This window comes from Paraburkholderia lycopersici, from assembly GCF_900096975.1.
In the GTDB taxonomy this organism is placed as follows: Bacteria; Pseudomonadota; Gammaproteobacteria; order Burkholderiales; family Burkholderiaceae; genus Paraburkholderia; species Paraburkholderia lycopersici.
Genome location: NZ_FMYQ01000005.1, coordinates 138999 through 162609 on the forward strand (window position 1 = coordinate 138999; position 23611 = coordinate 162609).

Here is a 23611-nt window from a genome sequence, read left to right on the forward strand (position 1 = left end):
GCGCGACACGGTGAAGAAGCACCGCGAGCGGCCCGTGCGCATGAGAATCTGGCGGCTATTCTAGCCCACGTGACTGCGCGAGGCTGCGATCCGGCCCGCCCCTGTCTTATGTCTTATATAAGACACGGAAATCGACGAGGCCGGTTATGCATTAAGATGCACGGCGCTAACCCGTCATCCATTCGTTCCCGGCCGCCCTCTCATGCGTTTGATCGCCCTCAATAAACCGTTCGGTACGATCTGCCAGTTCTCGCCGCATGAAACGCGTCAGTCACTGGCGGACTGGGTGAAGGTGCCGGGCGTCTATCCCGCAGGCCGACTCGACTCCGACAGCGAAGGGCTCCTGCTCCTCACCGACGACGGCGCCTTGCAGGCACGCATCGCCGAACCGAAGCGCAAGCTCGTGAAGCGCTATTGGGCGCAAGTGGAAGGCGAGCCCGATGCGGCCGCACTTGCCGCGCTCGAACGCGGCGTCGATCTCGGTGACTTCGTGACGCAGCCGTGTCGCGCAAAAGTGATCGCGGCGCCCGAACATGTGTGGCCGCGCAATCCGCCCATTCGTTATCGCGCGTCGATACCCACTACGTGGATCGAGATCGCGATCAGCGAAGGCAAGAACCGGCAAGTGCGACGCATGACCGCTGCGGTGGGCTATCCGACGCTGCGCCTCGTGCGCGTCGCGATCGGCGCGATCGATATTTTTTCGCTCGGCCTTGCGCCCGGCGAAAGCATTGACGTGCCCGCCAATGCCCCATGGCAAAGCGCTCCTCGCAAACACAAGTGACTGTCGCGCAAGCATTTTTCGCCGGCCAATTGATTTTCTTCAATCACGCGACACGTCCCCCCCTATTCGTGCCCGGCTCGTGATGAAGCAAATAAAAACTTCGCGTCAACCGTCTTGCGAGACCATGCGTTATTCGACGCAGATGCCGCCCCGAAGCTATCCGGCATTCAGCCTTCAGGGTCCTCGCAGCAATGCACGGTCCCGACCGCTGGCAGACGTACCAACGCAAGTTCTTGCGAATTTGTCGAAGGCGACTGTCAACCGAAAGGTGGATGGCACGTTTACCGACCTGACTCCAAAAACCGGGTCACTTGGTTAATTAACTCAAGCTGAGGATTCACAACATGAACAAACTGATCGCTGCTCTGGTCGCTGGCCTCTTCGCATCGGCTGCATTCGCACAAGCTTCGGCTCCGGAAGCCGCTTCGGCCGCTCCGGCTGCTGCTGCTTCGGCACCGGCACACAAGGCTGCTCACAAGAAGGCCCACAAGAAGTCGTCGCACAAGAAGGCAGCGAAGGCTGAAGCCGCTTCGGCAGCTTCGGAGTAAGCTCGCTGTAAGACGCATCGAGGAACGGCATACGCTGCCGCTCTTCAGCGCGACGAAAGGCAGGGCGCCGCAAGGCGTTCTGCCTTTTTTGTTTGGCCGCGCGGTTTTCATGCGTGTCGTCTCGGGACGCACATCCGCCGGGCGCAGCACATTTTGACCGGTTCTGACCTGGTCGCGTAACATGCCCGAATTAACCTAAAGCAAGGAGCCCCTCGTGCGATTTTCACTGCGCCCGTTCTTCGTGCGCTGCGTGTTTGCCGTCGCATTGCCGTTCGCCGTTTGCGCGGCGCTTACGATCACCACGGCGGCAACGTCGAGCATCGCCCACGCGCAGCAAATGCCGCCCGGCGCAAAACAACCCGGCGAATTTCCGCGCGTGAAGCTCACGGCAGGCATGTTCGTGATCGACGCGGCGGTCGCCGCCAACGATGCGGATCGCGAGCAAGGCCTCATGTACCGCACGCAGCTCGGACCCAATGAAGGCATGCTGTTCGTCTTCGGCGAGAATGCGGTGCACTGCTTCTGGATGAAGAACACGTTGATCCCGTTGTCGATTGCATTCATTCGTGCCGACGGCACGATCACCGACATCGACGAAATGCAGGCCGAAACGACCAATAACCACTGCCCGCGCAACAATGGCACCTTTGCGCTAGAAATGCCCAAGGGCTGGTTCACGTCGAAGGGCATCAAGCCCGGCATGAAGATCCAGGGATTGCCGCCGCTACAGTAATCAGTAACCGCGGTAACTGTGCGATATCCGCGCGTCACGAGGCGCGGCGCACAAGCACAAACCGGCCCCGCCCGCACGCGGCGCCGGTTTTTTTGCGTCCGTAAACGCCGAGGCGCCGTGCGCATTGCATAGCGCGCGCCTACGCTCCGGCGCCCCGCCCGGCGCCGCCGCAGCCCTTCCCGCGCCGCGACATATGCCCTGCAAAACCGCCGCGCAAGCGCTATCCTGTTAACCCCGCATGACCCGTGCCACGATGGCCGGCGCCGTGCGGCGCATCGGGCCGCGCGCTGGCCGCGCCGCGTGCCGCCCGGCAGCTTCCATGGCGCGTCATTCCAAGGAGATCACCGTGCCTCGCAAGACCCCCATCGAGCGCTATCGCAACATCGGGATCAGCGCTCACATCGATGCCGGCAAAACCACTACGACCGAGCGCATCCTTTTCTACACCGGCGTGAATCACAAGCTGGGCGAGGTTCACGACGGCGCGGCGACCATGGACTGGATGGAGCAGGAACAGGAACGCGGCATCACGATCACGTCGGCCGCGACCACCGCGTTCTGGAAAGGCATGGCCGGCAACTATCCCGAACATCGCATCAACATCATCGACACGCCGGGACACGTCGACTTCACGATCGAGGTCGAGCGCTCCATGCGCGTGCTCGACGGCGCGTGCATGGTGTACGACTCCGTGGGCGGCGTGCAGCCGCAGTCGGAAACCGTGTGGCGCCAGGCGAACAAGTACAAGGTGCCGCGCATCGCGTTCGTCAACAAGATGGACCGCGTCGGCGCGGACTTCTTCCGCGTGCAGCGGCAGATCGGCGAGCGCCTGAAGGGCGTGGCCGTGCCGATCCAGATTCCGGTCGGCGCCGAGGACCACTTCCAGGGCGTGGTCGATCTCGTGAAGATGAAGGCGATCGTCTGGGACGACGAAAGCCAGGGCGTGAAGTTCGAATACGCGGACATCCCCGCGAACCTCGTCGATCTCGCGCACGAGTGGCGCGAGAAGATGGTCGAGGCCGCCGCCGAAGCCGACGAAACGCTGCTCGAAAAATATCTCGAAGATCACGAGAGCCTGACCGAAGAGGAGATCAAGGCCGGCCTGCGCAAGCGCACGATCGCCAACGAGATCGTGCCGATGCTGTGCGGCAGCGCGTTCAAGAACAAGGGCGTGCAGGCCATGCTCGACGCCGTGATCGACTACCTGCCCTCGCCCGTGGACGTGCCGGCGATTCTCGGCCACGACCTCGACGACAAGGAAATCGAGCGCCACCCGAGCGACGACGAGCCGTTCTCGGCACTCGCCTTCAAGATCATGACCGACCCGTTCGTCGGCCAGTTGATCTTCTTCCGCGTCTATTCGGGCGTGGTGGAATCGGGCGACACCGTGCTCAACGCGATCAAGGAAAAGCGCGAGCGCCTCGGCCGCATCCTGCAGATGCACGCGAACGAGCGCAAGGAAATCAAGGAAGTGCGCGCGGGCGACATCGCGGCGGCCGTCGGCCTGAAGGAAGCGACGACGGGCGACACGCTCTGCGACCCGGCTCACCCGATCGTGCTCGAAAAGATGATCTTCCCCGAGCCCGTGATCTCGCAGGCCGTCGAGCCGAAGACCAAGGCCGACCAGGAAAAGATGGGCATCGCGCTCAACCGGCTCGCGCAGGAAGACCCGTCGTTCCGCGTGCAGACTGACGAGGAATCCGGCCAGACCATCATCTCGGGCATGGGCGAGCTGCACCTCGAAATTCTCGTCGATCGCATGAAGCGCGAGTTCGGCGTGGAGGCCACGGTCGGCAAGCCGCAGGTCGCGTACCGCGAGACGGTGCGCAACAAGGTCGAGGACGTCGAGGGCAAGTTCGTCAAGCAGTCGGGCGGGCGCGGCCAGTACGGCCATGCGGTCATCACGCTCGAACCGCAGCCACCGGGCAAGGGCTACGAGTTCGTCGACGCGATCAAGGGCGGGGTGATTCCGCGCGAGTTCATCCCGGCCGTCAACAAGGGCATCGAGGAAACGCTGAAGGCCGGCGTGCTCGCGGGCTACCCCGTGGTCGACACGAAGGTCACGCTCACGTTCGGCTCGTACCACGACGTCGACTCGAACGAAAACGCGTTCCGCATGGCCGGCTCGATGGCGTTCAAGGAAGCGATGCGGCGCGCGAAGCCCATTCTGCTCGAACCGATGATGGCCGTCGAAGTCGAGACGCCCGAGGACTTCATGGGCAACGTGATGGGCGACCTGTCGAGCCGGCGCGGCATCGTGCAGGGCATGGAGGACATCGCGGGCGGCGGCGGCAAGATCGTGCGCGCCGAGGTGCCGCTCTCGGAAATGTTCGGCTACTCCACGTCGCTGCGCTCGCTCACCCAGGGCCGCGCCACCTACACGATGGAGTTCAAGCACTACGCCGAAACGCCGCAGAACGTGGCCGAAGCGGTCATCAACGCGAAGAAGTCATAAGCGCCTTGCCGGCGCCAGCCCGGCAAGGCGACCCGAGGCCCGTCCCCTGCATTACCGCGAGGACGGGCTTTTTTTTCGCCCGGCGTGCTTGTGCGCAACACCGCCCATGCAGCGCGGAGCGAGGCGTCAATTTTGACCATGTCACAATGAGCCGATATATCCGCCGGGCAAATCGGGCAATGGACGACGAAGCGCGACGGCCCCCCCAAAGGAGACACGACCATGAGCCACGACCACGACAATGAGCACGGCGCCGCGCCCTCCACGCCCGACTGGCGCGAGCACGGCGTAAAGGTGATTCGCGGCGATCAGCTCGACACGAACACGGCGCAAACACCGGGCATGAACCGGGCGGCCGCCATCAACGCGGCGCGCGTGGGGGCGCAGAAAATCTGGGCGGGCACGGTCACGATCCATCCGAACGCGAAGACGGGCGCGCATCATCATGGCGCGCTGGAGAGCGTGATCTACGTCGTTCGCGGCCACGCGCGCATGCGCTGGGGCGAACATCTGGAGTTCACCGCCGAAGCGGGCCCCGGCGACTTCATCTTCGTGCCGCCCTATGTGCCGCACCAGGAGATCAACGCAAGCACCGACGACCCGCTCGAATGCGTGCTCGTGCGCAGCGACAACGAGGCCGTCGTCGTGAACCTGAACATCGACGCCGTGGAACAGCCCGAAACCGTCTACTGGGTCGATCCGATCCACCGCCATCCGCACGATCACTGAGCGCAGCGCACCACGCCAATGACGACTCCCGCCGCCCCGCTCCGCACCCGCCTGATCGCGCTCTACGCCGCGCTTGCCGCCGTCAATCTCGGTGCCTGGGCGTGGGCGCTGATCGCGTTTCGCCACTATCCGCTGCTGCTCGGCACCGCGCTGCTCGCCTACGGCTTCGGCCTGCGCCATGCGGTGGACGCGGACCACATCGCCGCCATCGACGCCGTCACGCGCAAGCTCATGCAGCAGGGCGAGCGGCCGCTCGGCGTGGGGCTCGCGTTCTCGCTCGGCCATTCGACGGTCGTCATCGTCGCGACGCTCGGCATCGCGCTCACGGCGCTCTCGCTGCACGGCCGCTTCGAGCAGTTCCACGAAATCGGCTCGACCATCGGCACGCTGGTTTCGTCGACGTTCCTGCTCGTGCTCGCGGGCGTGAACCTCGTGATCCTGCGCGACGTGTGGACGCGCTACCGGCGCGCGCAGCACGGTGACGACGCGGGCGACGTCCCCGCTCCGGCCGGGCTCTTCTCGCGCGCGCTGCGTCCGCTCTTCGCGCTCGTCACGAAGAGCTGGCACCTGTACCCCGTGGGCGTGCTGTTCGGCCTCGGCTTCGACACGGCCACCGAGATCGGCCTGCTCGCCATCGCCGCCGCCGAAGCGGGCAATGGCCTGCCGATGTATTCGATTCTCGTGTTCCCGGCGCTCTTCACGGCAGGCATGACGCTCGTCGATTCCACCGACAACGTTCTGATGGTCCACGCCTACGGCTGGGCCATGGACGACCCGAAGCGCAAGCTCTATTACAACGCGAGCATCACGTTCGTCTCGGCGCTCGTGGCGATCGTGATCGGCGGCGTGGAAGCGCTCGGGCTCATCGCCGGCAAGCTCGGCGCGAGCGGCGGCGCATGGATGCTCGTGGCCGCCCTGAACGAGCGCTTCGGCGAGCTGGGTTACGGCATCGTCGCGGCGTTCATCGCCTGCTGGATCGGCTCGGTGCTGTTCCACCGCTGGCGCCGGCCCGCGCCAGCTCGTTGAACGAAGCCCGCCGCCCTTCGCACGATGCCTTAGCCGTGCGCAACCTCGCGTGACCCTGCCCTACGCCTCGTTCGCCGAAAACGCGTAAACTAGGCGCGGATTGCCCCGCTTCGCGGGAACCATTCGTCGTTTGCCGTACCGCATGCCGCCGTCGCGCACGCCAGCGCGTCCCCTGAACGGAACCGCACGGAAATCCGCACCGATGAAACGACCGCAGTCCCGCCGTTTTCCTGGCCTTGGCCCTGGCCTGTCCGACCCGTCCCGCCTCGCCCCGCTGCGCCGTCATGCCGGCGACCACGGCAACCACGCCCTCGACGAATTCCTCGCCGGCCGTCTCACACGCCGCGAGCTGCTGCGCTACGCGAGCGCGATAGGGCTCACGGCGCTGCCGGCCCTTGCGGGACTCGCCGTGCCGCGCAGCGCGCACGCGCAGGCCGCGGCGAAACCCGGCAACCAGACGATCCGCGTCGCCCACCTGATGCCCGCGGGCGCCGTCGACCCGCTCACCGTGACCGACGCGGGCGCGCTGTGCCTTTTGAACCAGACCGGCGAATTCCTCGCCAACGACGACGCGCAAGGCCGTCTGCAACCGGCGCTCGCGCTCTCGTGGCAAGCGAACGCCAAAGCAGACGTCTGGACGTTCAAGCTGCGCCCCAACGTGAAATTCCACGACGGCCAGCCGTTCGGCGCGAGGGACGTGGTCGCGACCTTCGATCGCCTCGCCGATCCCGCGAGCGGCTCGGCGGCGCTCTCGGTACTCAAGGGCGTGCTCTCGACAGGCGGCGCGAAGGCCATCGACGATCACACGGTCGAGTTCCATCTCGACGCGCCCAACGGCAACTTCGCCTACTACGTTTCTTCGGACAACTACAATGCCGTGATGCTGCCCGCCAACTATGCGGGCAATTACGAAAAGACCTTCATCGGCACGGGACCGTTCAAGCTCGACAAATACGAAGCGCGGCGCGGCGCGAGCTTCGTGCGCAATCCCGGCTACTGGGGCGACAAGGCGCTGCCCGAGCGCGTGCAGTTCGCGTTCTACGCCGACGAGCAGGCGCAGTTGCTCGCGCTGCAAGGCCATCAGGCCGACGTGATGGGCACCTTCACCGTGCAGGGCGGCATCGGCATCCTCAACAATCCCGACTTCAAGGTGATCGGCGTGCGTTCGAGCGCGCACCGCCAGATCCACATGCGCAACGACTCGCCCACGTTCAGGGACAAGCGCGTGCGCCAGGCGCTCGCGCTGGCGCTCGATCGCGACGTGCTCGTGCGCGGGCTCTTCAAGGGCCGCGCCGTGGTCGGCAACGACAGCCCGTTCGCGCCGATCTTCCCCTCCACGGCGACCGGCGTGCCGCAACGCAAGGTCGATCTCGCGACCGCCCGCCAGTTGCTCGCGCAGGCCGGCGTGGCCAACGGCTTCGACGTGACGCTCACCACCGAAAAGTACATGGAGATCCCCGACCTCGCGGTGGTCGTGCAGAACGCGGCGAAAGCGATCGGCGTTCGCGTGACGCTCAAGGTGGAGAGCCAGTCGCAGTATTACGGCGCGGGGACGTTCGGCAAATCGGACTGGCTCGACTCGCCGCTCGGCATTACCGACTACGGCCATCGCGGCGTGCCGAACGTGTTCCTCAATGCGCCGCTCACTTCGGGCGGCACGTGGAATGCTGCGCATTTTCGCAACGCGCAGTACGACAAGCTGGTCGCGCAATTCGCGGCGACGCTCGACGTGGCCGCCCAGAAGCAGGTGGCGAAGCAGATCCAGACGCTCCTGCTCGACGAAACGCCCGTGATCATCCCGTACTTCTACGACCAGTTGATCGCGCAGCGCACCGCGCTCTCGGGCGTGCGCTTCACGGCGCTCGCCCAGCTCTATTTCGACCGCGCGACGCTCGCCGCCTGAACCCGGCGCGCGACGCAAGCGCAACCGAAACGGAGGTTCGATGGCTACTCCGCTCCCGCCAGCGCCTCATCCGGCCGGTCCCGCCGGCGCGGCGCGCCCGCGCACGTTCACGCCGGGCGCGGGCATCGCGCGCTTTCTCGGCCGGCGCGCCGCATGGGCGATCTTCACGCTCTGGCTGCTCTCGGTGCTCGTGTTCGCGGGCGGCCAGTTGCTGCCCGGCGACATCGGCCGCGCCGTGCTCGGCCCGCTCGCCGACGCGCGCGCCGTCGCCGCCCTCAATCACGAGCTGGGCGCGGACCGGCCGGCCGTCGACCAATACCTCTCGTGGATCGCGCACGCCTTGCGCGGCGACTTCGGCATGTCGTGGAGTTACAGGCAGCCCGTCGCACCCTTCGTGGGCGACGCGCTCGCGCAGTCGGCCACGCTCGGTCTGCTCGCGTTCGTGGTGGTGGTGCCGCTCGGTATCGCGGGCGGCGTGTGGGCGGCGCTGCACGAAGGCCGCCTGATCGATCGCGCGATCAGCACGGGCGGGCTGTGCGCCAGCGCGGTGCCGGAGTTCGTTTCGTCGATCGTGCTGATCCTCATCTTCGGCGTGTGGCTGCGCTGGCTGCCGATCGAAGCCGCCGCGCCCGCCGGCGCGGGCGCGCTCGAACAATTGCGGCATCTCGCGTTGCCGGTGCTGCCGCTCGTGCTCGTGTTCTTCGGCTATCTCGCGCGCATCGCGCGGGCGGGCACGATCGCCGCGCTCGACGCCGACTACACGCGCACCGCGATCCTCAAAGGACTGCCAAGCCACGTCGTGATCGTGCGGCACGTGCTGCGCAACGCGCTGCTGCCCAGCGTGACGGTGGCGGCCACCCAGCTCGGCTATCTGATCGGCGGGCTCGTCGTGGTGGAAACGCTGTTCCGTTATCCGGGCGTCGGCTCGCTCGTCTACAACGCGGCGAAAGCGAAGGATTTCCCGCTGCTCGAGGCGGGCGTGCTCGCGGTGGGCGCCGTCTACACGGTTGCAAATCTCGCCGCGGACGCGCTGCACGCGCTGCTCGACCCGCGCCTGCGCACCCCGGGAGGCGCATGAACGATACGGCATCCGAAGCAATTTCGCACGGCGAGCCGGAGACGGAGCCGCTCGCCGACACGCGCCTGCGCGACACGCTGCATCTGCTGCTGCGCTCGCCCTCGTTCGTCGCGGGCGTGTTGATCCTCGTCTGGTGGATCGTCTGCGCGCTCGCCGGGCCGTGGTTCGCGCCGTACGACGCCTATGCGTCCGACCCGCTCAGCTCGCTCACGCCGCCCGACCATACGCACTGGTGCGGCACCGACCAGCTTGGCCGCGATATCTGTTCGCGCGTGATCGTGGGCGCGCGCGACATCCTCACGATCGCGCCGCTCGCCACGCTCGTCGGCACGCTCGCGGGCGCGGCGCTCGGGCTCGTCACCGGCTATTTCGAAGGCGTGTTCGGCACGCTCGTCGCGCGCACGCTCGACGCCGTGCTCGCGCTGCCGCTCGTGATCGTCGCGCTGCTCGTGCTCGCGGCCGTGGGCGCCTCGAATCTCGCGGTAGTGCTCGTGATCGGCATTACGTTCGCGCCGCTCGTCGCGCGCACGGTGCGGGCCGCCGTGCTCGCGGAGCGCCATCTCGACTACGTGGCGGCGGCGCGGCTGCGCGGCGCGAACGCGCTGGCCGTGATGTTCACGGAGATCCTGCCGAACGTGTGGCCGCCCATCGTCGTCGAGGCGACGGTGCGCCTCGGCTATGCGATCTTCGCGGTGGCGACGCTGTCGTTCCTCGGCTTCGGCATTCAGCCGCCTTCCGCCGACTGGGGGCTCGCGCTCGCCGAGTCGTACACGCTGCTCGCGGGCGGCGCATGGTGGACCGTCGCGTTCGACGCGCTCGCCATCGCCTCGCTCGTGGTGGCCGTGAACCTCATCGCCGACAGCCTGCGCGAGGTGCTCCAGTCGTGAACCGCCCCGCTTCCTCCCGCCCCGCTCTCGCCACGTTCGGCGCCCCGCGCGAGGACGACGCGCTCGCGCTCGTCGGCCTCACCGTCGCCTACCGCGTGCGCGGGCGCGAGCGCGACGTGCTCACCGACGTCTCGCTGCGCGTCCGGCGTGGCGAGGCGTATGGGCTCGTGGGCGAGTCGGGCTGCGGCAAGTCGACGGTCGCGCTCGCCGCCCTGCGCTATCTCCCGCGCAACGGCCGCGTGAAGGCGGGCAAAATCGCCGTCGCCGGCGAGGACGTGCTCGCGCTCGACGCCGACGGCCTGCGCACGCTGCGCGCCAACGCGGTTTCGATGGTCTACCAGGACCCGGCGGGCGCGCTCAATCCCACGCTCACCGTTGCGCGCCAGTTGAGCGAAGCATTCGAAGCCGCGGGCGCCGACGCGAGCGTGGCGCGCTCGCGCTCGCACGCGATGCTCGAACGCGTGCGCATCGCCGATCCGGGCCGCGTGCTCGCGAGCTATCCGCATCAGCTCTCGGGCGGCATGCAGCAGCGCGTGGTGATCGCGATGGCGCTCGCGTCGAACCCCGCGCTCCTGATCCTCGACGAACCGACCACGGGCCTCGACGCCACCGTCGAAGCCGAGGTCCTCGATCTCATCGCGAAGCTGCGCGCCGAACTCGGCATGGCCGTGCTGCTCATCAGCCACGATCTCGCCGTGATCGGGCGCATGTGCGAACGCGTGGGCGTGCTCTACGCGGGGCGGCTCGTGGAGGAAGGCGCCACGCGCGACGTGTTCGAGCGCGCGCGCCACCCATACACGGTCGGCCTGCTGCGCTGCCTGCCGACGCGCGGGCGCAACAAGCACGCGGGCGCGCTCGACACGATACCCGGCGAGCTGCCGGCGCCCGGTGCGAGCGCGCCAGGCTGCATCTATGCGCCGCGTTGCCGCCTCGCCGATGCGCGTTGCCGCGAGCAGGCGCCGCCGCCGCATCGCATGGCCTCGGTGCACGGCGAGCAGATGTCGCGCTGCCACTATCACGAGCGCGCGATCGAATTGCCGTTTGCCGCTCCCCCCGAGGCGCCGCGGACATCGCAAGGCGCCGTCCTGAATGGCGAAAGCGAACCGCGCGTGGTGCTGCGCGCGCTCGATGTCTCGCGCACGTTCGGACACGGCGCGCAGGCGGTGCGCGCGCTAGACGGCGTGTCGATCGAACTGCACGCGGGCGAGACGCTCGGGCTCGTCGGCGAATCGGGCAGCGGCAAGACGACGCTCGCGCGGTTGCTGCTAGGCCTGCACGCGCCCGACGCGGGCGGCGCCGTCGAACTCGACGGCAAGCGCCTGCACGCGCGCGTGGCTCGCCGTCGTGCCGGCGAGCGGGCGGCGCTGCGCGTCGTGTTCCAGCATCCCGACGGCTCGCTCAATCGCGCGCTGCCCGTGAAGCGGCTGATCGCACGCGCGCTTGCGCGGCCTCACGACGGCGCCCCGCCGACGCACGACGCCTCCGACGAATCCCGTATCGCTGGGCTGCTCGAAGCCGTGCGCGTGCCCGCGCGCTATCTCGCGGCGCGCGCGCGTCAACTCTCGGGCGGCCTCAAGCAACGCGTGGCGATCGCCCAGGCGTTCGCGGGCGAGCCGCGCATCGTGATCTGCGACGAGCCCACTTCCGCGCTGGACGTCTCCGTGCAGGCCGCCATCCTCAATCTGCTCGCGCGCCTGCAGCGCGAGCGCGACGTGAGCTATCTGTTCATCTCGCACGACCTCGACGTCGTGCGCTATCTCGCCGATCGCGTCGTCGTGCTCTACGCGGGCCGCGTCGTGGAAAGCGGTCCCGCCGCGGCCGTGTTCGACGGCCCGTGGCATCCGTATACGGAAACGCTGCTCGCCGCGCGCGCGCTTGGCGAATCGTCCGCAAACGGCACGCCGCTGGCGCCGCCGCGCGGCTGCATCTTCCGTGCGCACTGCCCGCGCAAGCTCGGCGCCATCTGCGACGAGGCGCCCCCTCCGCTCGCCGATGCGGGTGGCGGCCATCGCATTCTCTGCCACATTCCCATTGCTGAACTGCGCGCATTGCAAGACGCGGAAAAAGACATACGCGCGGCAACCTGAGTGTGCGTTGCCGCGCATATCGCCGCGAATTCGTTGCGCTGTCCGCTTTTGCAACGCGAAGTCACGCGGTAACACGGGCGCGTTTCATCGCCGCAACGTTTTCAGCGGATTTTCCGTCGCGTGGACGGTACATCAAATGTCAAGCCCATCCCACAGGCCACTCCCGGGCCAATGGCACAGAACTGGCTAGATCCGCAGCGGCATCCAGCCGCCGCAATCCAGCGCGACACCGCGGGTCGTCGCGCCGGACGCACGGATGACCGGGCGCTCGACACGCTTGTGATCTGCCGCCCCACACGACGCGGGCACCGACAATCCTCAAGCAGTCCTGCGTAAGACGGTCATCCGACGCGTGGTCGTCTGGGTGCCCTGTGTATCGACTGCGGGCGTCGTCCGACGGGGACCGGCGCACGCATACGGGGTGTGCAGCCCGGCACGGGGAGGCGAAAAGCGACGCCGCAAGACGCCGCTGCCTCGCGGGGAGAACACGATGAAAAATGCGAAGATTCATCAGCACTGCTACGGGGTAATTCGGCGAACGGCAATATGTGCGATGGGAGCGGGGCTGCTGCTCCCGGCGCTCGCCGCGCATGCCGCCGACAGCGACGACGCCATCAATCCGGTGATCCTTCTCGCCGACGCGCCATTGCCAGCCAGCGGGCCTGAAGGTTTCGGCGCCGCCGGCGCACTGGTTGCCCCATCGCCTGGTCCAGGGTCACCCGCAAGAGGAGCGGCCTCGCAGGATGATTCGGAATCCGATTCATTCAACCTCGCGGCCGACGTTTCCGCCGTGTTCGCGCCGGGCGATTGTGTCAGCCGCCCCGGTGGCACGTGTGTTCGGGGCAACGGCGGCAGCCACGGCGGTTCCGGCGCATCGGGTTCGAACGGCGGCGGCGCGGGTGCCGCTCCGGCAAGCGGGGCGGGTCCCGCTCGCAGCGGCAGCTCCAGTGTGGGCGGCACTGGCCCGAGCGGATCGGGTGGGGGGTCCAGCAGTTCCGGCGGCGGAAAGAGTGGGGGTGGCAGCGGTGGCGGTAACAGCGGCAACAGCGGTGGTGGTGGCGGTGGTAACAGCGGTGGCGGTAACAACGGCAGTGGTAACAACGGCAGTGGTAACAACGGCGGTGGTAACAACGGCGGCGGTAACTCAGGCGGCTGTGGATGCGGCGGCCACGGCGCATCGGCAAGCGGACCTTCGGGAGGACCCGCAGGCGGTTTCGGCGGAGGTTTCGGCGGAGGTTTCGGCGGAGGTTTCGGAGGCGGATTCGGCAAGGGTGGACCGTCGGGCGGCCCGGGCGGCGGGTACGGCGGCGGCCACGGTGGCGGCCATGGCAGCGGTCATTGAACCTGCACGGCGGTGCAGGCCGGCCGCAGCAGCCACTCCGATCTGGCGCGACGGCCAATCGCGCCAGTCCTGGCATCGGCGGCGGCGTCCCGGTCCCCCGGCCGGGCTCCGCCGCCGGGGGCCGGTCGCCGGATACGCCGCGCGCATCGTCTCAAACCTGGGCGGCCACCGAGGCTGCCTGCTCGCGATACGCCGGCGCACGCCATGACCGCTCGGGCGAGCACGCGGCCAACGCAGGCGCTACAGCATCTCCAGCGGACGTTTGGCGCGCGGCGGCTTGAACCATGCGTCGAGCGACGCGCATTCGTCTGCGCCGAGCACGAGATCGAGCGCCGCGCGGTTGTCGCGCACGTGCTCCACGCGAGCCGCCTTCGGAATCGCGCAGACTCCGCTTCGACCCAGCACCCAAGCCATCGCCACGCGATAGACCGATACGCCGTGCGCGTGGGCGATATCGTCGAGCGGCGAGCGCTTCGGCAGGCGCGCGTGATCGACGGGGCTATACGCCATCGCGGGCATGCGATGCGCGGCGCTCCACGGCAGCAGATCGAATTCGGGTCCGCGCCGCGCGACGTTGTAGAGAATCTGGTTGGTCGCGCACGCGTCGCCGCCCGGCGTCGCGAAGAGTTCTTCCATGTCGTCGGTGTCGAAGTTGCTCACGCCCCAGTGGCGGATCTTGCCCGCGCGCACGAGCGCCCCGAAACCCTCGACGGTCTCCGCGAGCGGCACGCCGCCACGCCAATGCAGCAGATAAAGATCGAGCCGGTCGGTGCCGAGGCGCTTCAGGCTCGCCTCGCACGCGCGCACGACGCCGCTGCTGCCCGCATTGTGCGGATACACCTTGCTCACGAGAAACACCTCGTCGCGCAGCCCCTGCAAGGCCTCGCCGACGAGCCGCTCGGTCGCGCCGTCGCCGTACATCTCGGCGGTGTCGACGAGCGTCATGCCAAGCGCGACGCCTTCGCGCAACGCCGCGATTTCCGCCGCGCGGTGCGCGCCGCGCTCGCCCATCTCCCACGTGCCCTGCCCGAGCTTCGGAATGCGCTCGCCGTCCGGCAATGCGACGGTGGCGATATCGGTCGTCATGATCTCCCCTTGCGTCCGCTGCGGCGGCGCGGCTGGCCAATCGAAGGACCAGTGTATCGCCTCGCGCGCAGTGCGGTCATACGCACCCACGCAAGCTGTTCATTACCGTGTTCGCACGCCGATGACATAAAATTGCCGTTCGCCTTCCCTGCCCGCCTCCCATGAACGCACCCACGGAAGACCGCTGGCGCGACCTGCGCCCGGATCCGGAAAACGACACCCCGCTCTATTTGCAGCTCGCGCGCAAGCTGAGCATCGCGATTCACGACAACCGGTGGAATGCCGGCGAAGCCCTGCCTTCGGAACGCGTGCTCGCCGAATCGCTCGGCGTTTCGCGCATCACGGCGCGCAAGGCGATCGCGCTGCTCGTCGAGCAAGGCCTGATTCGCCGCACCCAGGGCGCGGGCAGCTTCATCACGCCGCGCATCGAAGACCCGCTCTCGCGCCTCACGAGCTTCAGCGAAATGCTGCGCCAGCGCGGCTTCACGCCCGGTTCGCGCTGGCTTTCGCGCGAAATCCAGCCGGCGAGCCGCGACGAGGTGATCCAGCTCGGCCTCTCGCCCGCGGCGGCCGTCACGCGCCTGAAGCGCCTGCGCCTCGCCGACGGCATCGTCATGGCCGTCGAGAACTCCACCTTCCCGGCCGCGTTGATTCCAGACCCGAGCGCGATCGGCGACTCGCTCTACAGCTTTCTCGAGCAGCGCGGCCTTTCGATCGTGCGCGCGCTGCAGCACTTTCGCGCCGTGAACGCGAGCGAGGAAATCGCGCGGCAGATGAGCATCGCGCCCAACGAGGCGCTGCTGCTCATCACGCGCGTGGGCTACACGGCCGACCAGCGCGCCATCGAACTCACCGATACATATTGCCGCAACGACTACTACGACTTCGTCGCGGAACTGCGCAAGTAAGGCGGCGCGCTTTGCTTGCGCGCGATGGCCCTAATCGCCCCACACCGGCGCGTCCGTGCCGATCGGGACCGGCGGGCGCGCGTGAAACGGCGGCGTGAGCGCGAGCCGCTCGGCGGGCGCCACGGCGCGCACGCGCCCGAAAGGCGAATCCATCTCCTCGAGGCAATCGGCGATATCGGCGGCGCTCACCTCCGGTGCGCGCTGGCCATCTTCCAGCGTGCCCATCGTTTGCAGCCAACGCCCGGTTTGCGCGAGCGAGAGGCGCACGTGCCAGCTGCCGCCTTCGTGCATGCGCCGCGCGAGCGCGACCATCGCGCCGAACGCCGCGAGATAGCCCGTCGCGTGATCGAGCGCCTGGCAGGGCAGCGGCCGGGCCGCCGCGAACGGCAGCGCGCCCGCCGCGCCGCCGTTGCCCGATTTCGCCGCCGCCGCGCTCTCGGCCCACACGATGCCGCTCGCCGACTGCACGAGGCTGTCGAAGCCGCGCCGCTCTCGCCACGGACCACGATGCCCGTACGCGCTGATCGACACGCACACGATGCCCGGCCGCAACTGCGCCAGCGCTTCGGGCGCGAATCCTCTCGCGGCGAGGGCGCCGGGCCGGTAGCCCTGCACGAACACGTCGGCTTCGCGCACGAGCGCGCGCAACTGCCCGCACGCGGCGGCGTCGCGCAGATCGAGCGTGGCCGAGCGCTTGCTGCGCCCGTTGTCGATCACGAGCGGCGCAATGTTCGGCAGATGCGGACCGTTGATGAGCAGCACGTCCGCGCCATGCTGCCCGAGCGTGCGCCCGGCCACCGGGCCCGCGATGATGCGCGTGAGGTCGAGCACGCGCACGCCCTCGAGCGCACGCGCCCCGCCGCCCGCTCGCGGCGCCTCGGCGGGCGCATCGCCGAGGCGCTCGATCTCGAGAAGCGGCAGGCTCGCCACGGCCTTCGCCTGCTCCTGCACGGCCCATTCGCGCGGCGCGCGCACGAGCGCGGCGCACAGGCCGGCTTGCGCGAGCGCGTCGTCGAGCGCCGCGCCTTCCCAGCCGAGGATCGCGCGCGCCACGGCGGCGCGGTCCTCCGCGCATTGCAGCACGCGCAAGATGCCCGCGAGATGATGCGGAAAATTCGCGTGTAGCTGGATCCAGCGGCCGTCGCCGGTCGGAAAATGGCCGGTCACGGGATGACGCAGTTCACTGGGCGGCTTGCCGTCCACGCTCAGATAGCGCTCGCTGCGAAACGCCGCCAGCGCGCGGCGCACGTCGATCGCCACGCGCTGCGCGCGCCCCGTGCGTAGCGCGTGAAGCTGCGCGGCGGCGAGTCCCGCCGCGCCGATGCTCGCCGCCGCGAGCGTGCCCACGCGGAAGATCGAGGGCAGACCGGGATCGTCGCCTTCGATGTCGAGCCGCTCGAGCGCGGCGGAGTCGCAGTCGGCGAGCATCCAAAGGTGTGCGAGCGCGTCGCGTGGTGTCATGGCGGGCAGTCCTTTCGCGGGAGAAAAGGTGTCGAGGTGGCGTCACGAATCGTCGCGCCGCTCGAATCCCGAATCAATCTTGATTACTATCATCAACATAGATTGATTTCTTCGCTTGTACGAGGCGACCCATCATGTCCAGCTATATGAACGCGGCCGAAGCCGCTGCCGCGCTCGGCATCAGCCGGGCCACGCTCTACGCGTACGTGAGCCGGGGCCTCATCGCTTCGGCGCCCTCGCCCGACGGCCGCCACAACCGGTACGCCGCCGCCGAGGTGCGGCGCCTCGCACGCCGCAAGGCCGACGGCAAGCGTGCGGGCAAGGTCGCGCAGAAGGTGCTGGACTGGGGCGTGCCGGTGCTTGAATCGTCGATCACGCTGATCGCGGACGGCAAGCTCTTCTATCGCGGCGAAGACGCCGTCGCGCTCGCGCGCCAGGCGTCGCTCGAAGAAGTGGCGGCGCTGCTCTGGCAATGCGCACCGCGCCGCGTGCTGCAGGCCCCGGAAGCCCCGATCGCGGCCGCGCAATGGTCGGCGTGGCTGAAGATCTGGAGCGCGCACACGCCGCTCGAACGCGCGCTCGTGCTGCTCCCGGCCGCCGCCGCGCAAATGCCGCGCATCTGGGCGCAGGGCCGCGACGCGCAGCTCGATACCGGCGCGATGCTCATGCGCCTGCTCGCGGCGGCGCTCGTTTCCGCCGCGCCGTCGAACGAGCCGCTGCACCGCCAGCTCGGCGACGCATGGAGCGTGCGCTCGCGCGCGCAAACCGATCTGCTGCGCGCGGCGCTCGTGCTATGCGCGGACCACGAGCTGAACGCCTCGACGTTCACGGTGCGCTGCATCACGTCCACGGGCACGCATCTGTTTGGCGCCGCGACGGGCGGGCTCGCCGCGCTCGCGGGCCCGCGCCATGGCGGCGAGACCGCGCGCGTGGCCGCGCTCTTCGACGAAGCCGCGCGCGCCGACGATCTGCATCGCTATCTGGCCGGCCGTCTCGCGCCCGACGAGCGCGGCATCGCGCCGGCGCTCCCCGGCTTCGGCCATCCGCTCTATCCCGACGGCGACCCGCGCGCGCGCCTGCTGCTCGACCTGCTTGCGCAGCGTGCGCCAACGCGCTCGCCGATGGACGAAGTCGATGCGCTCGCCCAGGCCGTGGCCGAAACGAGCGGCGCGCGGCCGACGCTCGACTACGCGCTCGCGGCCATCGAACGCGTGCTGGGCCTGCCGCGCGGCGCGGCGTTCACGCTGTTCGCCGCCGGCCGCGTGACGGGATGGATCGCGCACGCGCTGGAGCAGACGGCCGATGGGCGGCTGATCCGCCCACGCGCGCGCTACGTCGGGGAACCGGCAAGCGAGCGGGAGCACGTCGTGTAGCGCGAGCGCGCCCCTTGCGACGGGCACTCAGCCAGCAATCCGCACGCCCCATTGCCCGCGTTGTGCCCACGCGCGCACCCCCTCGCCGATGCGTCCGGCCAGGCCCCGCAAAGCCGCCGCCCGCGCCTGCCCGGCCGCCTCGACCGTCCCCCCGGCCATCGCCCCGCCCAGCGCCAGCACGAAGCGCGCGCCTTCGCGGCCCGCGCTCACGTGCACGCGCACGCCGGCCGGGAGGTCGATCGACTCGTTGGCGCGCAGCCAGTAATCGCCGGCGTCGCCCGCAAGCGTGAGCCAGAGCTCGCCATCGCTCACGTGCAGTTGCATTGCCTGTGCGAGCCGCCAGGTCTCGAGGGGCTCGCCGTGTTCCAGTTGGAAGATTCGGATTTCGCGCATTGCCATGCTCCTTGCAGACTGGCCGCCGATGGGACTCGGCTGGCCTCCGGAATGCCGATTACACGAAACGCGACGACTTGAAGCGACTTCCCGGCAGGAGCATTATTGCGGTCAGCGAGGCACAGTCCCATGTACAGTTCCGAACAGTACACATGGAACTGTGCAGTCAAAAAAGTGAACACTTAAGGTAGCCTCGAACCGCGCCCGAGGCAGGATTCCAGCGAGACCCCGATGAAACTCGAACTCGACCGCACGAGCAACGTGCCGCTCACCGAACAGATCGTCTCCGCCGTGCAGACGTGGATCCGCTCGCGCGCGGCACATCCCGGCGCGCGCCTGCCGTCGATCCGCCAGTTCGCCGCCGACTACGCCATCAGCCGGTTTCCCGTGATCGAGGCCTACGACCGGCTCGTCTCGCTCGGCTATCTCGACTCGCGCCACGGCTCGGGCTTCTACGTGAGCGAGTACGCGCGCAGCGGCATGTCCGGCATGGGCACGTGCGATCTCACGAACGCCGCCGACGAATCGGGCCATCTGCTCAGCCAGTTCGAGCGCGCGGGCGAACTGCTGCAACTCGACAGCGGCTCGATCCCGCAGGCATGGCGCGACGTCGACGCACTCGGCCAGGCGATCCGGCACGTTTCGCGCACCGATCCGGCGAGCCTCGTCGACTACGGCACGCCGGCCGGCGACGCCACGCTGCGCGAGCATCTGCGCAACCGGCTCGCGCCGCTCGGCATCGCCGCCGACGCGAAGCACATTCTCATCACCGAAGGCGCGAGCGAGGGCCTCGACCTGCTCATGCGCTACATGCTCAAACCGGGCGACACCGTGCTCGTCGAGGATCCCGGCTACTACAACCTGTACGGCCTGCTGAAGCTGCACGGCGTGCGCCTCGTGGGCATCCGCCGCACGGCGAGCGGGCCCGACCTCGACCACCTGCACGCGATGCTCGCCGAACACCGGCCGCGCGCGTTCTTCGTCAACACCGTCTTCCACAATCCGACCGGCTCGACGATCTCGCCGCCCGTCGCGTTCCGGCTGCTGCAGCTCGCGCGCGAGCACCGCTTCACGATCGTCGAGGACGACATCTACGCCGACTTCCAGGCCGATCCCACCGACCGGCTCGCGGCGCTCGACCAGTTCGAGCACGTCGTCTACGTGGGCGGCCTCTCGAAGACGCTCTCCTCGGCGCTGCGCGTGGGCTATGTGGTGGCCAACCCGGCGATCGTGCGCGATCTCGCGGCCATCAAGGCGCTCACGACCATCAGCGGCTCGCGCTTCACGCAGGCCGTGGCGGCCACGCTGCTCGAACGCGGCGCGTACCGCAAGTACCTCGAACGGCTGCGCAGGCGCGTCGCCGAGGCGCAAGGTTCGGCCGCGCGCACGCTCGAAGCGCACGGCTGGGAGCTGTTCGGCGGCCCGGCGGCGGCGGCCACGGCGCCCGCCGCGCGCGGCTATACGCAGACCGGCGGCAAGTTCGTCTGGGCGCGCGTGCCGCACGTGGAGGACTCGGCGCGGCTCGCGGTTTGCGGCGAGCCGTTCGGCGTGGCGGTCTCGCCCGGCAGCCACTTCCGGCCGCACGGCGAGACGAGCCCGTGGATCCGCATCAACGTGGCGCTCACGCCCGATCCGCGTGCGCAGGCGTTCTTCGCGGCGGCGGCGCGGCTCGACGGCGAAGCGCGCGACACGAGCGTACGCGCGGCCGGTGGCGAAAAGGCGGCGTCAGGCGGGGGGCGCCGGTAAGCAGCCAGGCAGGTAACCGACGGGGCGCGATCTGCGCGCAGACGCCGTTTTCCCTACAATGGCGCTTGCCTGCGCGCCCACTCCTCGCCCATGTCCGCACCATCCACTTCGTCAAGCAGCACGCCGTCTCCGCGCTCGTTGTCCGTGATGCTGTGGCTCGTCGCCACGGGCTTCTTCATGCAGACCCTCGATTCGACCATCGTCAACACGGCCTTGCCGGCGATGGCGACGAGCCTCGGCGAATTGCCGTTGCGCATGCAATCAGTCGTGATCGCCTATTCGCTCACGATGGCGGTAATGATTCCGGTCTCGGGCTGGCTCGCGGACAAGCTCGGCACGCGGCGCGTGTTCCTCGGCGCGATTTTCGTGTTCACGGTCGGCTCGCTCCTCTGCGCGAGCGCCCACACGCTGAACCAGCTCGTGCTCTCGCGCATCGCACAGGGGGTCGGCGGCGCGATGCTACTGCCGGTCGGGCGTCTCGCGGTGCTGCGCACGTTTCCCGCCGAGCGCTATCTGCCGGCGCTCTCGTTCGTGGCGATTCCGGGGCTGATCGGCCCGCTCATCGGCCCCACGCTCGGCGGCTGGCTCGTGCAGATCGCCTCGTGGCACTGGATCTTTCTCATCAACGTGCCGGTGGGCGTGGTGGGCTGCGTCGCTACCTTCATCTTCATGCCCGACAGCCGCAATCCGGACACGCCGCGCTTCGACCTGCCGGGCTACCTGCTGCTCATCACCGGCATGGTGGCGATTTCGTTCGCGCTCGACGGACGCACCGAGTTCGGCATCCAGCACGCAACGGTGCTCGTGCTCTTCATCCTCTCTCTCGCCGCGTTCGTGGCCTATGGCCTGCATGCAGTGCGCACGCCGCAGCCGATCTTCTCGCTCGACCTCTTCAAGATTCACACCTTCAGCGTGGGGCTGCTCGGCAACCTGTTCGCGCGCATCGGCAGCGGCGCCATGCCGTATCTGATTCCGCTGCTGCTGCAGGTGGCGCTCGGCTATACGGCCTTCCAGGCCGGTCTCATGATGCTGCCCACGGCAGCGGCCGGCATGTTCTCCAAGCGGCTCGTGACGTATCTCATCATGCGCTATGGCTACCGCAGCGTGCTGGTCGCGAATACCGTGCTCGTGGGCCTCATGATGGCGAGCTTCGCGCTTTCCACGCCGAACGAACCGCTTTGGGTGCGCATCGCGCAACTGGCGATATTCGGCGGCGTGAACTCGATGCAGTTCACGGCGATGAACACGCTCACGCTCAAGGACCTCGGCACCGGCGGCGCGAGCAGCGGCAACAGCCTCTTCTCGCTCGTGCAGATGCTCTCGATGAGCCTCGGCGTGACCGTCGCGGGCGCGCTGCTCACCACCTTCACGGGCATCATCGGCCACAAGACGGGCGAGAACGTGATTCCGGCGTTCCACGCGACGTTCATTTGCGTGGGCATCATCACGGCGGGCTCGTCGTGGATCTTCGCGCAACTCTCGCCGGACCTGCGGCGCACCGCGAAGAAGACCGATCCGTCCGAGCGGACCTGACAGCGAACCCGGCGAGCCATGGAAGGGCCGCCGTCCCCGTGCTCCTTGTCTTCACACCGTTGCCGCGAGCGCTCGCACCGTGACGGTGCAGCACGCGCCTCGCGGCCGTGCGCCGCTCTCGCCCGCGCGCACCATCGCGCCATATCGCGTGCGCCAGCGCACGGCCGATGGCCGCGGGCCCCTGGACTCGCATACTTTTTGCTGTCCTATCCTGTAAACTTGACGCTCACGCGTCCCCGCCCGTCACGCGCGCCATCAAACTCAAAGACCAGCATGATCGATCTCGATCCCCCCGGCTACCAGTCGCGCCCCATCGCCGGCGAAGAAGGCGCCCGCCGCACCGTGCTGTACGGCGGCTACACCGTCTTCAGCGTGTTCCAGCCCGTGTTCTCGGTCGCGCACCGGCGCGCGATCGGCTATCACGCGTCGCTTCGCGCGCACGACGAGCAGGGCCTGCAGGTGCCGTCGCAGGAGGTGTTCACGCAGGCGGCGCGCCGCGGCGACCTGCTGGAACTCGGGCGCCTCGCGGAATCGCTGCATCTGGGCAACTTCAACGCGTTCGATTCGCATGACGAATGGCTCTTCCTGAGCCTGCACCCGGCCGCGCTCATGGACACGAGCTACGGCGATGCGCTGCTCGCCGGCCTCAAGGCGCTCGGCCTGCAGCCGCAGCGCGTGGTGCTGGAAGTGTCGGAACAGGCCGGCGGCGAAAATTCGCGCTTCGCGGAAATCATCGACGGGCTGCGCAAGGCAGGCTTCGTGATCGCGCTGGACGGCTTCGGCGCGAAGCATTCGAACATCGACCGCGTGTGGCAGTTGCGGCCGGACATCGTCACGCTCGACCGCAGCCTGCTCGACCAGGCGAGCCGCCACGCGCACATCGAGCGCGTGCTGCCGGGGCTCGTTTCGATGCTGCACGAGTCGGGTCAACTCGTGCTGGTGGGCGGCCTATCGACCGAGCGCGACGCGCTGATCGCGCTCGAAAGCAACGCCGATTTCGTGCAGGGCGCGTATTTCGCGCGCCCCGACGTCGAACCGGTGCCGCCGGCCACGGCTGCGCAGCTCATGGACGATCTTTCCGCGCGCCTGCGCGAACGGGTCGCCGCGCGCGACCGGGCGCAGGCCGCGCGCCTCGCGCCGTACGTGAGCGCTATCGAGTCGGCGGCGAGGCGGCTTGCCGAAGGCGCGAGCATGTCCGACGCCACTCTGCCGCTGCTCGGCCTGAACGAAACGGCGCGCTGCTTTCTGCTCGATGCGTCGGGCCGCCAGATCGGTGACAACATCCTGCCCGACGGCCGCACGTCGCAGCGCGCCAAGCGCTTCCGGCCGCTGCTGCATTCCGAGGGCGCAAGCTGGGAGCGCCGGCCGTACTTCATCGGCGCGATGAAGGTGCCGGGCCGCGTGCAGTTCACGCCGCCCTATCTTTCGATCAACGAGGCGCACCTGTGCGTGACCGCCTCGGTCGCCGCGCAAACCGAGCACGGCGTGCAGGTGCTCTGCGTCGACATCAACTGGGAAGCGGCTTCGCAGCGCGGCTAG

At 68.5% G+C, this 23611-nt stretch carries 19 protein-coding genes; 15 read left to right on the forward strand and 4 right to left on the reverse strand.

Annotated features, from left to right (window positions below; genetic code table 11):
- The first annotated feature begins 202 nt into the window (after positions 1-202).
- The 10 genes from BLU17_RS08040 (at position 203) to BLU17_RS08085 (ending at position 12230) form a co-directional block, all read left to right on the forward strand.
- Positions 203-784: a pseudouridine synthase gene (locus tag BLU17_RS08040; protein WP_091996200.1), complete on the forward strand. Its 582-nt coding sequence runs from the start codon at positions 203-205 to the stop codon at positions 782-784.
- Between the two features lie 344 nt (positions 785-1128).
- Positions 1129-1332: a hypothetical protein gene (locus tag BLU17_RS08045; protein ID WP_091996201.1), complete on the forward strand. Its 204-nt coding sequence runs from the start codon at positions 1129-1131 to the stop codon at positions 1330-1332.
- 214 nt (positions 1333-1546) lie between these two features.
- Positions 1547-2065 carry a DUF192 domain-containing protein gene (locus BLU17_RS08050; RefSeq protein ID WP_091996202.1) on the forward strand — a complete coding sequence of 173 codons (519 nt, stop codon included), beginning with the start codon at positions 1547-1549 and terminating at the stop codon, positions 2063-2065.
- A gap of 346 nt (positions 2066-2411) precedes the next feature.
- Positions 2412-4520: an elongation factor G gene (gene fusA, locus BLU17_RS08055; RefSeq protein ID WP_091996324.1), complete on the forward strand. Its 2109-nt coding sequence runs from the start codon at positions 2412-2414 to the stop codon at positions 4518-4520.
- Positions 4521-4742: 222 nt separating this feature from the next.
- A complete protein-coding gene (locus tag BLU17_RS08060) occupies positions 4743-5249 on the forward strand; it encodes a cupin domain-containing protein (protein ID WP_091996203.1) in 507 nt (168 codons plus the stop codon).
- A gap of 18 nt (positions 5250-5267) precedes the next feature.
- Positions 5268-6275 carry a HoxN/HupN/NixA family nickel/cobalt transporter gene (locus BLU17_RS08065; protein ID WP_091996204.1) on the forward strand — a complete coding sequence of 336 codons (1008 nt, stop codon included), beginning with the start codon at positions 5268-5270 and terminating at the stop codon, positions 6273-6275.
- Between the two features lie 202 nt (positions 6276-6477).
- Complete coding sequence (locus BLU17_RS08070; RefSeq protein WP_091996205.1) at positions 6478-8178, forward strand: ABC transporter substrate-binding protein; 1701 nt, start codon at positions 6478-6480, stop codon at positions 8176-8178.
- Between the two features lie 40 nt (positions 8179-8218).
- Entirely contained in the window at positions 8219-9256 is a 1038-nt protein-coding gene (locus BLU17_RS08075) for an ABC transporter permease (protein WP_091996206.1), read from the forward strand.
- Entirely contained in the window at positions 9253-10143 is an 891-nt protein-coding gene (locus BLU17_RS08080) for an ABC transporter permease (RefSeq protein ID WP_091996207.1), read from the forward strand. The genes BLU17_RS08075 and BLU17_RS08080 overlap by 4 nt, the downstream gene beginning before the upstream one ends.
- Positions 10140-12230, forward strand: coding sequence for an ABC transporter ATP-binding protein (locus tag BLU17_RS08085; protein ID WP_245746765.1), 2091 nt, complete (start codon positions 10140-10142; stop codon positions 12228-12230). Before BLU17_RS08080 ends, BLU17_RS08085 begins: the two co-directional genes overlap by 4 nt.
- Positions 12231-13812: 1582 nt before the next feature.
- On the opposite strand, the gene BLU17_RS08095 is transcribed toward BLU17_RS08085, so the two are convergent.
- Positions 13813-14658, reverse strand: a complete 846-nt coding sequence (locus BLU17_RS08095) for an aldo/keto reductase (protein ID WP_091996326.1) — start codon at positions 14656-14658, stop codon at positions 13813-13815.
- Positions 14659-14819: 161 nt separating this feature from the next.
- Between BLU17_RS08095 and BLU17_RS08100 the strand changes: the two genes are divergently transcribed.
- Positions 14820-15566 carry a GntR family transcriptional regulator gene (locus BLU17_RS08100; protein ID WP_091996209.1) on the forward strand — a complete coding sequence of 249 codons (747 nt, stop codon included), beginning with the start codon at positions 14820-14822 and terminating at the stop codon, positions 15564-15566.
- 30 nt (positions 15567-15596) lie between these two features.
- Here BLU17_RS08100 and BLU17_RS08105 read toward each other — a convergent pair whose 3' ends face one another.
- Positions 15597-17027 (reverse strand): CoA transferase, encoded by a 1431-nt coding sequence (locus tag BLU17_RS08105; protein ID WP_091996210.1) that lies wholly within the window; start codon positions 17025-17027, stop codon positions 15597-15599.
- A 134-nt stretch (positions 17028-17161) separates the two neighbouring features.
- Here BLU17_RS08105 and BLU17_RS08110 point away from each other — a divergent pair, with 134 nt between their 5' ends.
- A complete protein-coding gene (locus BLU17_RS08110; RefSeq protein ID WP_091996211.1) occupies positions 17162-18400 on the forward strand; it encodes a citrate/2-methylcitrate synthase in 1239 nt (412 codons plus the stop codon).
- A 27-nt stretch (positions 18401-18427) separates the two neighbouring features.
- Here the strand turns inward: BLU17_RS08110 and BLU17_RS08115 are convergent, their stop codons facing one another.
- Positions 18428-18793 (reverse strand): DUF2917 domain-containing protein, encoded by a 366-nt coding sequence (locus tag BLU17_RS08115; RefSeq protein WP_176928971.1) that lies wholly within the window; start codon positions 18791-18793, stop codon positions 18428-18430.
- A 231-nt stretch (positions 18794-19024) separates the two neighbouring features.
- On the opposite strand from BLU17_RS08115, the gene BLU17_RS08120 reads away from it, so the two are divergent.
- On the forward strand, positions 19025-20539 hold the full coding sequence (locus BLU17_RS08120) for an aminotransferase-like domain-containing protein (protein ID WP_091996213.1): 1515 nt from the start codon (positions 19025-19027) through the stop codon (positions 20537-20539).
- A gap of 53 nt (positions 20540-20592) precedes the next feature.
- Here the strand turns inward: BLU17_RS08120 and BLU17_RS34215 are convergent, their stop codons facing one another.
- Positions 20593-20718 carry a hypothetical protein gene (locus BLU17_RS34215; protein ID WP_281247808.1) on the reverse strand — a complete coding sequence of 42 codons (126 nt, stop codon included), beginning with the start codon at positions 20716-20718 and terminating at the stop codon, positions 20593-20595.
- Here BLU17_RS34215 and mdtD point away from each other — a divergent pair.
- On the forward strand, positions 20687-22072 hold the full coding sequence (gene mdtD, locus BLU17_RS08125) for a multidrug transporter subunit MdtD (RefSeq protein WP_245746773.1): 1386 nt from the start codon (positions 20687-20689) through the stop codon (positions 22070-22072). The genes BLU17_RS34215 and mdtD overlap by 32 nt on opposite strands.
- A 273-nt stretch (positions 22073-22345) precedes the next feature.
- Positions 22346-23611: an EAL domain-containing protein gene (locus tag BLU17_RS08130; protein ID WP_091996215.1), complete on the forward strand. Its 1266-nt coding sequence runs from the start codon at positions 22346-22348 to the stop codon at positions 23609-23611.

Bases quoted from the DNA above. Each gene is read 5' to 3' on its own strand.
- BLU17_RS08040 (WP_091996200.1), top strand. From the start codon at position 203: ATGCGTTTGATCGCCCTCAATAAACCGTTCGGTACGATCTGCCAGTTC.
- BLU17_RS08045 (WP_091996201.1), top strand. From the start codon at position 1,129: ATGAACAAACTGATCGCTGCTCTGGTCGCTGGCCTCTTCGCATCGGCT.
- BLU17_RS08060 (WP_091996203.1), top strand. From the start codon at position 4,743: ATGAGCCACGACCACGACAATGAGCACGGCGCCGCGCCCTCCACGCCC.
- BLU17_RS08065 (WP_091996204.1), top strand. From the start codon at position 5,268: ATGACGACTCCCGCCGCCCCGCTCCGCACCCGCCTGATCGCGCTCTAC.
- BLU17_RS08070 (WP_091996205.1), top strand. From the start codon at position 6,478: ATGAAACGACCGCAGTCCCGCCGTTTTCCTGGCCTTGGCCCTGGCCTG.
- BLU17_RS08075 (WP_091996206.1), top strand. From the start codon at position 8,219: ATGGCTACTCCGCTCCCGCCAGCGCCTCATCCGGCCGGTCCCGCCGGC.
- BLU17_RS08080 (WP_091996207.1), top strand. From the start codon at position 9,253: ATGAACGATACGGCATCCGAAGCAATTTCGCACGGCGAGCCGGAGACG.
- BLU17_RS08095 (WP_091996326.1), bottom strand. From the start codon at position 14,658: ATGACGACCGATATCGCCACCGTCGCATTGCCGGACGGCGAGCGCATT.
- BLU17_RS08100 (WP_091996209.1), top strand. From the start codon at position 14,820: ATGAACGCACCCACGGAAGACCGCTGGCGCGACCTGCGCCCGGATCCG.
- BLU17_RS08105 (WP_091996210.1), bottom strand. From the start codon at position 17,027: ATGACACCACGCGACGCGCTCGCACACCTTTGGATGCTCGCCGACTGC.
- BLU17_RS08110 (WP_091996211.1), top strand. From the start codon at position 17,162: ATGTCCAGCTATATGAACGCGGCCGAAGCCGCTGCCGCGCTCGGCATC.
- BLU17_RS08115 (WP_176928971.1), bottom strand. From the start codon at position 18,793: ATGCGCGAAATCCGAATCTTCCAACTGGAACACGGCGAGCCCCTCGAG.
- BLU17_RS08120 (WP_091996213.1), top strand. From the start codon at position 19,025: ATGAAACTCGAACTCGACCGCACGAGCAACGTGCCGCTCACCGAACAG.
- mdtD (WP_245746773.1), top strand. From the start codon at position 20,687: ATGCTGTGGCTCGTCGCCACGGGCTTCTTCATGCAGACCCTCGATTCG.
- BLU17_RS34215 (WP_281247808.1), bottom strand. From the start codon at position 20,718: ATGAAGAAGCCCGTGGCGACGAGCCACAGCATCACGGACAACGAGCGC.
- BLU17_RS08130 (WP_091996215.1), top strand. From the start codon at position 22,346: ATGATCGATCTCGATCCCCCCGGCTACCAGTCGCGCCCCATCGCCGGC.